Here is a 7675-nt window from a genome sequence, read left to right as displayed (position 1 = left end):
GGCTGGGCCGGGGCGGGAGTCGACATGCCACGAGTCTACGGATCGCCGCGCCCGCGACCGGGCGTCGGCCGGTCCGAGGCGTGCCTCGCCGCGGCGTCGCCGGTCGCCATCGCACGTCACGGATGCCGCGTGGGGCGGGTCCGCCGATACGCTGGAGGCATGCCCGCCAGCACCGACACCGCCTCCTCGCCTGCCCGCCTCGCGTGGGGCCACGGCCTCGCGACGGTCGCCGCCGACGGCACCGTGCTCGACACCTGGTACCCCTCACCGGCGCTGGGCGCCGCCGACGGCTCGGCACTGCCGGTCGAGCTCCGCCCGCTCACCGGACCCGACGACCGCCGCGCCGTCGCCGTCGAGGCGGTCACGGTGCAGGTGGACCTCGATGCCCCGCCCACGGGTACCTCTGACGCCTACCTCCGACTCCACGTGCTGTCGCACCTGCTGGCACGACCGAACGAGGTGAACCTCGACGGCATCTTCGCCCACCTCCCCGCCGTGGTGTGGACGAACGCCGGCCCGGTGCATCCCGCCGACTTCGACCGCCTGCGGCCGACGCTGCAGCGCGCCGGCATCCACGCGACCGGGCTCGACAAGTTCCCGCGGCTGCTCGACTACGTCACTCCCGAGCGCGTGCGCATCGCGGATGCCTCGCGCGTGCGCCTCGGCGCCCACCTCGCTCCCGGTACCACGGTGATGCACGAGGGCTTCGTCAACTTCAACGCCGGCACGCTCGGCACGTCGATGGTCGAGGGCCGGGTGTCACAGGGCGTCGTCGTCGGCGACGGCAGCGACATCGGCGGTGGCGCCTCCATCATGGGCACCCTCTCGGGCGGCGGCACGCAGCGCGTGGCCATCGGCGAGCGCGCCCTGCTCGGGGCGAACTCGGGCATCGGCATCTCCATCGGCGACGACTCGGTCGTGGAGGCCGGGCTCTACGTCACGGCCGGCACGAAGGTCGTGCTGGTGGGCCGTGCGGGTGAGGCGGGGCGCACCGTGAAGGCCGTCGAACTGTCGGGCGTCCCGAACCTGCTGTTCCGCAGGAACTCGCTCAACGGACAGGTCGAGGTGCTCTCCCGCACCGGCGAGGGCGTCGCCCTCAACGCGGCGCTCCACGCCTGAGGCGCGGCCACCCCGGGTCGACTACAGTGGGGTGCTCAGGCCGCCGCTGGGCGGCCGTCGTCATGCGCATCACGAAGGAGTGACGTGGGCACCGACGCACCGCGCACCCGCAGGCACCGCGGCCTCACCGTGCTGGTCGTCGTCCTCATCGCGGTGCTGGTCGTCGGCGGCGCGGCGGCCGGGTTCGGCTGGTGGACGGTGCAGCGCTCCTTCCCCACCACGAGCGGAGAGGTCGACGTCGCCGGCCTCGACGCGACCGTGATCGTGTACCGCGACGACGCGGGGATCCCGCAGCTGGTGGCCGAGACCGACCACGACCTCTTCTTCGCGCAGGGCTATGTGCACGCGCAGGACCGGTTCTGGGAGATGGACTTCCGCCGGCACGTGACCGCCGGGCGCGTCGCCGAGCTCTTCGGCGAGTCGCAGGTGTCGACCGACGCCTTCATCCGCACGCTCGACTGGCGGGGCGTGGCCGAGCAGGAGTACGCGCTGCTCGACCCGGAATCGCGGGCGTACTACGACGCCTACGCCGAGGGCGTGAACGCCTACCTCGGCGAACGCGACGGCGCCGGGCTCTCGCTCGAGTACGCGGTGCTCGGGCTGCAGAACCCCGGCTACGAGCCCGAGCCGTGGACGGCCGTCGACTCGATCGCCTGGCTGAAGGCGATGGCCTGGGACCTGCGCTCGAACCTCGAGGACGAGGTCGACCGCGCACTGCTCGCGACGGCGTTGCCACCCGAGGAGGTCGCCCGGCTCCACCCGGCGTTCCCCTTCGGGCAGATGCCGACGATCATGGAGGGCCCGGTCACCGCGGCCCCTGCCGCGACGGACGTCGTGCCCCTGCCCGACGACGGTGCCGTCGCCGAGAACGCCCCGGATGCCGCGACCCTCGACTCCTTCGCTGCGCCCGTCGCGCGGCTCAGCGACCTGCTCGACGGCATCCCCGAGCTCCTGGGGCCGGAGGGCGGCGACCTCGGCTCGAACTCGTGGGTGGTCTCAGGCGCGCACACGGAGTCGGGGCTCCCGCTGCTCGCGAACGACCCGCACCTCGGGCCCGCCATGCCCTCCATCTGGACGCAGATGGGCCTGCACTGCGCCGAGGTCGGCGAGGCGTGCGGCTTCGACGTGGCCGGGTACACGTTCTCCGGCCTTCCCGGCGTCATCATCGGGCACAACCAGCGCATCGCCTGGGGGTTCACCAACCTCGGCCCCGACGTCGCCGACCTCTACCTCGAACGCGTCGACGGCGACGCCTACGAATACGACGGAGCGTCGCTCCCCCTGACGCTCCGCGAGGAGACCATCGAGGTCGCCGGCGGGGATCCCGTCGCGATCACGGTGCGGTCCACCGCGAGGGGACCGCTCGTCACCGACATCGACGCGGACTTCGCCGAGGTCGCCAAGGCGTACCCCGCGGCATCCGGCCAGACCGACGGCCAGTACGCGCTGTCACTGCAGTGGACCGCGCTGACGCCCGGCCGCACGCCCGCCTCGATCTTCGCGATGAATCGCGCCCAGGACTGGAACGCCTTCCGGTCCGCGGCCGCGCTGTTCGACGTGCCCGCCCAGAACCTCATCTACGCCGACGTGGACGGGAACATCGGATACCAGGCACCCGGGTCCATCCCCGTCCGGCTCACGGGCGACGGCACCGTGCCACTGCCCGGGTGGACGAGCGCGAACGGCTGGTCGGGCACGGTCCCGTTCGACCAGTTGCCGTCCGTGCTCAACCCCGAGCGCGGCTACCTCGTGACCGCCAACAACGCGGTGAGCTCGTCGGGCCCGATGCTCACGAAGGACTGGGACCTCGGCTACCGGGCCTCGGGCATCGAGCGCATGCTGCAGGAACGCATCGCCTCGGGTGAGAAGATCACCGTTGCAGACCTCGCGACGATGCAGCTCGACACCGCCGACGCGAACGCCGCGGCCCTCCTTCCCGTCATCGCCGAGCTCGACCTCGACGGCGACGCGGCGCGCGGCGCGGAACTGCTCGACGGGTGGAACACCCGAGCCGACGTGGACAGCGCCGAGGCCGCCTACTTCGCCGTGTTCTGGCGCACGCTGCTCGACGACATGTTCGGCGGCCTTCCCGAGCAGACCCGTCCCGTCGGCGGCGACCGGTGGTTCAGCGTCGTGGGCACCCTCCTCGGCGAGCCCGACGCCGCGTGGTGGACCAACGAGCACGAGGGCGTCGCGGGCCGCGACGCGATGATCGCCCACGCGCTCGACGAGGCGTGGACCGAGTCATCCGAGCGCATGGGGAGCGACCCCGACGGCTGGCGCTGGGGCCGGCTGCACACGCTCACCCTCACCAACCGGAGCTTCGGCGAATCGGGCATCGCCCCCATCGAGTGGCTGTTCAACCGAGGCCCCTACGAGCTCGGCGGCGGTTCGGCGATCGTCAACGCGATCGGCTGGGACGCCCGGGGCGACTACGGCGTCGACTGGGTGCCGTCGCTCCGCATGGTCGTCGACCTCGACCGCCTCGACGACTCCCGGTGGATCAACCTCACCGGCGCATCCGGCCACGCGTTCGACCCGCACTACGCCGACCAGGCGCCGCTCTGGCAGCGTGGCGAGACCAGGTCCTGGCCCTTCACCCTCGCGGCCGTGCAGGACGCGGCGGCGCAGACGTTGCGCCTCTCGCCCGCCGGCTGAGTCGGTAGCCCGGCGAGGGCGAGCGCGGCGAGGGCGAGCGCGGCGCCCAAGCCGAGGCAGGCCGCGCAGCCGGAGCCGAGCGCGGTCGCTGCTAGGCCGAGGGGTAGTTGCGCTCGGGCTCGCCCACGTACAGCTGCTGCGGGCGACCGATCTTCGTCTGCGGGTCGAGGTTCATCTCGCGCCAGTGCGCCATCCACCCGGGCAGGCGCCCGATCGCGAACAGCACCGTGAACATGCGGGTGGGGAAGCCCATCGCCTTGTAGATCACGCCGGTGTAGAAGTCGACGTTCGGGTAGAGGCGGCGCTCCTTGAAGTAGTCGTCCTCGAGGGCGATCTGCTCGAGCTCCTTCGCGAGGTCGAGCAGCGGGTCGTTCACGCCGAGGCCCGCGAGCACCTCGTCGGCCGACTCCTTGACGAGCTTCGCCCGCGGGTCGTAGTTCTTGTAGACGCGGTGCCCGAAGCCCATGAGCTTCACCCCGTCCTCCTTGCGCTTCACGCGCTCGACGAACTTCGCGACGCCCTCGCCCGAGTCCTGGATGCGGGCGAGCATCTGCAGCACGGCCTCGTTGGCCCCGCCGTGGAGCGGCCCCGAGAGGGCCTGGATGCCCGCGGAGATCGAGGCGTAGAGGTTGGCGCCGGTGGAGCCGACGAGGCGCACGGTCGACGTGGACGCGTTCTGCTCGTGGTCCTCGTGGAGGATGAGCAGGCGATCGAGCGCCTTCGAGAGCACCGGGTCGATCTCGTACGGCTCGGCCATGTTGCCGAAGTTCAGGCGCAGGAAGTTGTCGACGAAGCTCAGCGAGTTGTCGGGGTACAGGAACGCCTGCCCGATGCTCTTCTTGTGCGCGTAGGCCGCGATGACGGGGAGCTTCGCGAGCAGCCGGACCATCGTGAGCTCGACGTGGTCGAGGTCGTGCGGGTCGGAGGAGTCCTCGTAGTAGGTGGAGAGCGCCGACACGGCGCTCGACAGCACCGACATGGGATGCGCGGTGTGGGGCAGCGCGGAGAAGAACCGCTTCAGGTCCTCGTGGAGGAGCGTGTGACGGCGGATCTTCTCGTCGAACTCGCCCAGCTCGTCGGCGGTGGGCAGCTGCCCGTAGATGAGGAGCCACGCCACTTCGAGGTAGGTGGAGCCCTTGGCGAGCTGCTCGATCGGGTAGCCGCGGTAGCGGAGGATGCCCTGCTCGCCGTCGATGTAGGTGATCGCCGACCGCGTCGAGGCGGTGTTCACGAAGCCGTAGTCGAGCGCGGTGAGGCCCGTCTGCCGGGTGAGCGTCGAGACGTCGATGCTCGAGTGGCCGTCGATCGCCGGCTGGATCGGGAACTCCGCGACGCCGCCCGGGAACGAGAGGCTCGCCGTGGCGGGGGTCTTCCCGTCGGCCTGGTTCACGACGTCGCTCACGGCGCCTCCTGTGATCGTCACTTGCGCGGTCACCTGCTTTCCGGACAGGGGCCGAGTCGGCCGAGGTCCGAATACAGCCTAGACGTGCTCCGGGCACACTGTCGCATCCCCCAAGACATCAYGCCTTCCGTTGGCGGATGGCACAGTGGGCGCGCTCAGGCCTCCACCGACGCGCGCAGACGGGCGGAGGCCGCGGCGACCCGCTCGTCGTCGGCGGTGAGGGAGAGCCGCACGTGCTCGGGGTAGTGCACCCCGTAGAAGTGCCCCGGTCCGGCGAGGATGCCGAGGTCGGCGAGCCGTGCGATGGACTCCCACGCGTCGCGGCCCTCGGTGGCCCAGAGGTAGAGGCCGCCCTCGCTCCGGTCGATGCGGAAGCCGGCGGCGTCGAGCGCCGGCCTGAGGAGGTCACGACGTGCGCGGTACCGCTCCTTCTGCGCGGCGACGTGCTGCTCGTCAGCGAGCGCGGCGACCATGGCCGCCTGCAGCGGCGCCGGCAGCATGAGGCCGGCGTGCTTGCGCACGTTGGTCAGCCGGGCGATCGACTCGCGGCATCCGGCGATGAAGGCGGCCCGGTAGCCGGCCATGTTCGACTGCTTCGAGAGCGAGTAGATGGCGAGCGTGTGGCGGGTGTCGCCGTCGGTGACGCGCGGGTCGAGCAGGCTCGGCACGGGCTGCTCGTCCCACGGTGCATCCCAGCCGAGCTCGGCGTAGCACTCATCGCTGACGATCACGGCGCCGAGCTCGCGCGCCCGCTCACGGGCGGCCCGCAGTTCGTCGACCGAGAGCACCCGACCGTCGGGATTGCCCGGGGTGTTGAGCCAGATGAGCCGGGTCGCATCGGGCCATTCCTCGGGGTCGTCGGACGCGAGCGCCCGCGCGCCGGCGAAGAGGGCGCCCATCTCGTAGGTGGGATACGCCGCGCGCGGATGCACGACCACGTCGCCCTCGCCGACGCCGAGCATGAACGGCAGCAGCGCCACGAGCTCCTTCGAGCCGATGGTGGGCAGCACGGATGCCGCGTCGAGCCCCTCGACGCCGCGTCGGCGTGCGAACCACTCGACGATCGCGGCGCGCAGCGCCGGAGTGCCCACCGTCTGCGGATAGGCGTGCGCATCGGTCGCGGCGGCGAGCGCCTCACGCACGACCTCGGGCGTCGGGTCGACGGGCGAGCCGATGGACAGGTCGACGAGCCCGTCGGGATGCGCGGCCGCGCGCTCCGCATAGGGAGCCATGAGGTCCCAGGGGTAGTCGGGCAGCGCTCCGAGCGCCATCGTCAGTGGGCCTGCGGCGGCAGTGCGGCGATGAGCGGGTGGTCCTTCGGGATCACGCCCACCTTGGCGGCGCCGCCGGGCGAGCCGACCTCGTCGAAGAACTCGACGTTGGCCTTGTAGTAGTCGGCCCACTCCTCGGGGAGGTCGTCCTCGTAGTAGATCGCCTCGACGGGGCACACGGGCTCGCAGGCGCCGCAGTCGACGCACTCGTCGGGGTGGATGTAGAGCGAGCGTTCACCCTCGTAGATGCAGTCGACGGGGCATTCGTCGATGCAGGCGCGGTCCTTGACGTCGACACACGGCAGGGCGATGACATAGGTCACAGTGGCTCGCTGTCCTCTCGAAGGTGGAACTCAAGTCTATGCGTCGGCGGCGGGTGCGGTGCGTCTCTGGGGCAGCTCGGGCCACGCCACGACGAGCACGGCGATGAGCGCGGGGCCGACCGCCCACACGGTGCCGACGACGTCGCCGGCGACGAGCACCGACCCGCCGGGACCGGGCAGCGTGAGCAGCGCGACCATGCCGATGACGCCCACGGCTGCCGCGGCGGCGACCCACCGTCCGCCGGCGACGAGGCGGATGCCGACGAGCAGCGCCAGCACACCAGCCAGGGCGAGGACGAGTCCCCACGGCACGACCACGTCGCCGATGGTCACCGACTGACGATGCCCGATGGTGGCCACGGCCCCGTAGATGGCGCCGAGCAGCGCAGCGAGCACGTACATTCCAGCCCGCGCCAAGGGCGAGGGCTTCACGTCGTCGTTCACTGCTGGTTCGTGTTGGGGGTGACGGTGTACGTCAGCGTCTCGCCCTCGCCGGCCACGAGCACGAAGAACTCCGGGTTCGTGAAGATCCGGGCGCCCGCCTCGCCGCCCGTCATCGTGGTGTCCTCGGTGAAGCCGGCGCCCTCGAGCGCGGCTGCCGCGTCACCCACCGGATCGGCCGCGGAGGACGTGAGGGCGACGATCCAGCCCTGTCCATCGGCATCGCCCGCGCCGCCGGCGAACGTCACGTCGCCGTCGATGAGCGGGATCGACGTCGGGAAGTCRGCGGGCAGCTCGCCGCCGAGGCTGACGTCGCCGCCGGTCGCGCTCTCGATCGCGTCCTCGACGCCCTTGTTGACGAGGTCGGCGGGGTTGCCGAAGCATCCGGTGAGCAGCGACGCGGTGAGGCCCGCGATCGCCACGGCGGTGGCGGCGCGGGTCGTGGTCGTCAGGGTCGTCAT

The 7675-nt window shown here is 71.7% G+C and carries 7 protein-coding genes; 2 read left to right on the top strand and 5 right to left on the bottom strand.

The genetic code is table 11. From position 1 onward, the window contains the following. Nucleotides 1–159 precede the first annotated feature (159 nt). Together dapD and AC1DY2_RS11655 are read left to right on the top strand one after the other, a co-directional pair. A complete protein-coding gene (dapD, locus tag AC1DY2_RS11660) occupies nucleotides 160–1119 on the top strand; it encodes a 2,3,4,5-tetrahydropyridine-2,6-dicarboxylate N-succinyltransferase (protein WP_476762585.1) in 960 nt (319 codons plus the stop codon). An 84-nt stretch (nucleotides 1120–1203) separates the two neighbouring features. Then, nucleotides 1204–3777: a penicillin acylase family protein gene (locus tag AC1DY2_RS11655; protein ID WP_476762584.1), complete on the top strand. Its 2574-nt coding sequence runs from the start codon at nucleotides 1204–1206 to the stop codon at nucleotides 3775–3777. A 91-nt stretch (nucleotides 3778–3868) separates the two neighbouring features. Here the strand turns inward: AC1DY2_RS11655 and AC1DY2_RS11650 are convergent, their stop codons facing one another. From AC1DY2_RS11650 to AC1DY2_RS11630, 5 genes are all read right to left on the bottom strand, one after another. Then, on the bottom strand, nucleotides 3869–5179 hold the full coding sequence (locus AC1DY2_RS11650; RefSeq protein ID WP_309979812.1) for a citrate synthase: 1311 nt from the start codon (nucleotides 5177–5179) through the stop codon (nucleotides 3869–3871). A 155-nt stretch (nucleotides 5180–5334) separates the two neighbouring features. Then, nucleotides 5335–6450, bottom strand: a complete 1116-nt coding sequence (gene dapC / locus AC1DY2_RS11645) for a succinyldiaminopimelate transaminase (RefSeq protein WP_476762583.1) — start codon at nucleotides 6448–6450, stop codon at nucleotides 5335–5337. 2 nt (nucleotides 6451–6452) lie between these two features. Next, complete coding sequence (fdxA, locus tag AC1DY2_RS11640) at nucleotides 6453–6773, bottom strand: ferredoxin (protein WP_476762582.1); 321 nt, start codon at nucleotides 6771–6773, stop codon at nucleotides 6453–6455. Nucleotides 6774–6809: 36 nt separating this feature from the next. Then, nucleotides 6810–7217: a hypothetical protein gene (locus AC1DY2_RS11635; protein ID WP_476762581.1), complete on the bottom strand. Its 408-nt coding sequence runs from the start codon at nucleotides 7215–7217 to the stop codon at nucleotides 6810–6812. Continuing rightward, a partial coding sequence (locus AC1DY2_RS11630) for a hypothetical protein (RefSeq protein WP_476762580.1) occupies nucleotides 7214–7675 on the bottom strand: 462 nt, incomplete at its 5' end. The genes AC1DY2_RS11630 and AC1DY2_RS11635, both read right to left, overlap by 4 nt.

Source organism: Agromyces sp. P1_H4 (genome assembly GCF_056405255.1).
Note: the sequence above shows the minus strand (reverse complement) of the source record. Positions and strands in the feature narration are given on the sequence as shown.